This is a genomic window from Pseudomonas sp. FSL R10-1339 (assembly GCF_009600545.1).
Taxonomy (GTDB): Bacteria; Pseudomonadota; Gammaproteobacteria; order Pseudomonadales; family Pseudomonadaceae; genus Aquipseudomonas; species Aquipseudomonas bubulae.
This window is the reverse complement of record NZ_WIVQ01000190.1, coordinates 1-2,472: the sequence shown is the minus strand read 5'-3', so window position 1 is coordinate 2,472 and position 2,472 is coordinate 1. Positions and strand designations below refer to the sequence as shown.

The following is a 2,472-nucleotide window of genomic DNA, read 5'->3' as shown; positions in this document are numbered from 1 at the left end:
GTACGGCCTGACCACCACCACCGAATCCTCACTGTGGGGCCAGACTCCACGGATTGCGCGTCTGGCCCCACAGTGAGGATTCGGTGGTGGTGGTCAGGCCGTACTCGGGACTGGTGGTCTTGCCGAAGATCAGCATCCCGGCGGCCTCGTAGCGCTGCACGATGGTGCTGTTGCGCGTTGCCGGCGGCGTGTCGGCCAGCATTCTTGAGCCGTTGGTGGTCAGGGTGCCAGTCAGGTAAGTGTTCAAGTCCTTGAGCAGCATCGGCACCCCCGGCCAATGCTCCCAGCAGCTCGCTGCCGGCGTGGTGACGGGCCCTGAGCACGCTATTGGCATGCTCGTCGTGGCGCATGTTGACCGCATTGACCAGCGGGTTTACCGCATCGCAGCGCGCCTGGGCGGCGCTGAGCAGCATCCGGGGGGTCAGTTCGCCGGTTTTGACCGCCGCGACCATGGCTGTGGCGTCCAGCGCCAGATAGTCGCCGGTGGACAGTTGATAACGTTCATCGCTCATGTTCTACGACCTCGCATTAGCACCTGGGCCTGCGCTGCAAAGGACCAGGTGACGGGTATATACGGCTGGGGGCTGGCGCTTTAAAACAGGAAGTTCAGCGATTCCTGGAGCAACAGGGCATCGGAATGGATCGGCGTGAATACCGGGTTCTTGGTGTAGGTCAGACCGCTGATCAAATACACGCCGGGGATCAGGCGGGCCGCATAGGAAGCGGTTACCGCCAGGGTGTAGGGCGCCGCTTCCATGCCATAGCTCCTGGTCACGTCGCGCAGATCCTTGCTGTAGTAGCTCTTGGTCAGGCCCACGGCGGCCATGTCGGCAGGGCGGCTGGCGAACGGGCCGACATTGAAGGCACTGACCTGGAATGCCTTGTTGATGGCGTTGACCGAGTCAGGCGAGTAATCGAGTTTGCTGTCCAGATACCAGCCGCGGGCATCGCCGTAGGGCTTGGTCACCTGCACCGTCTCGGCCAGGTATACGCCGTAGTTGTTGTCCGACTTTTCACCGGTGGTGAACTCGGTGTAATGGCTGGTGTTGTACATGGCCCCTGCGCGCAGCCACATGGCGTTGGAGCTGGCCGACGGTGCCTGCTTGTAGCCGAACTCATTGATCAGCATGGCGCGGGCATCCGGCACCTTGAGGCGCAATCCGCTGGGGTTGAGGTCGACATCCTTCTGGATGCCTTCGGGGCTGACGCTGCGGGTCAGGGCGGTGCTGTTGTAGAAGCGCAGCGACGGGTCACGCACGATCACGTTGACGGTTGGGGTCGGCTCGGTAGCCGACATGCCGACCTGAAATGGCACCACGCTGCTTGGCCCCAGGGCGGCGGTCGAGGCACTGCCCCCCAGCGCCATGCCATAGAACAGGCGCACGCCGGGTATGAAGCCGTATTCCAGTTCCAGCTGGTGATTGAAAAAGGACTGGTTGATGGCAAATACCGAGACGGTTTTGACCCGCGGGTTGGCCGGGGTGTAGGTCGAGTCTACCCAGTTGCCGGCCAGTGTCAGCTGCGCGTCATTGGCAAAACCGATGCGGGTCAGATCGTAAGTCAGGTACAGGTTGAGCGACGTGTTGTAGCTGGGGTTCTGGCCGTTATACACCTGCTTTTTCGCGTTGTTGCCCAATACGTCATAGGTGTAACCGTTATACGAGGTGGCGGTAAAACCGATGCCATGCTCGGCCAGCTCCTTGCGCAGCCCCCACAGGTCCGGCTTGATCCGCGCGCAAATGGGCACGTTCTTGAAGGCCAGTTCGGCGCGGGTCAGCAGCTTTTCATACTGGGCACATTCGGGGGCAGCGGACGTGTCGGCTGCCAGCGCATGCTGGGTAAAAGCGAAGGCGGCAAGGCTGACGGCTAACGGATACTTTGCGTAAAACATAGTGAGAGTTTCCCATCCTTAACGTTTTGTTTTCAGGACGACGCCAAGTGCTTTGGTGGTCAGCAGTAGTACTGCATATCCGTGACCAGCGAATGGGGCCAGCGGGGACTATCGATAGGGCCAGGGGCTGGTAGTGCGACTACCGTGCGGGAGCCGGGGTTGTGGGAGCCGGGCTTGGCCGCGATGGGATCACTGCGGTTTGCCAGATGCAGCGCGTTGCCTGCATCGCGAGCAAGCCCGCTCCCACAGGAAGAGATGGCCCTGGGGTTGTGGGAGCTGGGCTTGGCCGCGATGGGGGCATTGCGGTTTGCCAGATGCACCGTGTTGCCTGCATCGCGAGCAAGCCCGCTCCCACAGGGAGAGATGGCCCTGGGGTTGTGGGAGCCGGGCTTGCCCGCGATGGGATCACTGCGGTTTGCCAGATGCAGCGCGTTGCCTGCATCGCGAGCAAGCCCGCTCCCACAGGAAGAGATGGCCCTGGGGTTGTGGGAGCTGGGCTTGGCGGCGATGGGGGCATTGCGGTTTGCCAGATGCACCGTGTTGCCTGCATCGCGAGCAAGCCCGCTCCCACAGGGAGAGAT

1 protein-coding gene and 1 pseudogene are annotated in these 2,472 nt (G+C 62.1%); both read right to left on the bottom strand.

The features are described from left to right. Positions 1-37: 37 nt before the first annotated feature. Positions 38-512, bottom strand: a pseudogene (locus GHO03_RS24160) (amidase family protein); the annotation flags it as partial. An 80-nt stretch (positions 513-592) separates the two neighbouring features. Continuing rightward, on the bottom strand, positions 593-1,891 hold the full coding sequence (locus GHO03_RS24155) for a carbohydrate porin (RefSeq protein ID WP_095001509.1): 1,299 nt from the start codon (positions 1,889-1,891) through the stop codon (positions 593-595). Between the last annotated feature and the right edge of the window lie 581 nt (positions 1,892-2,472).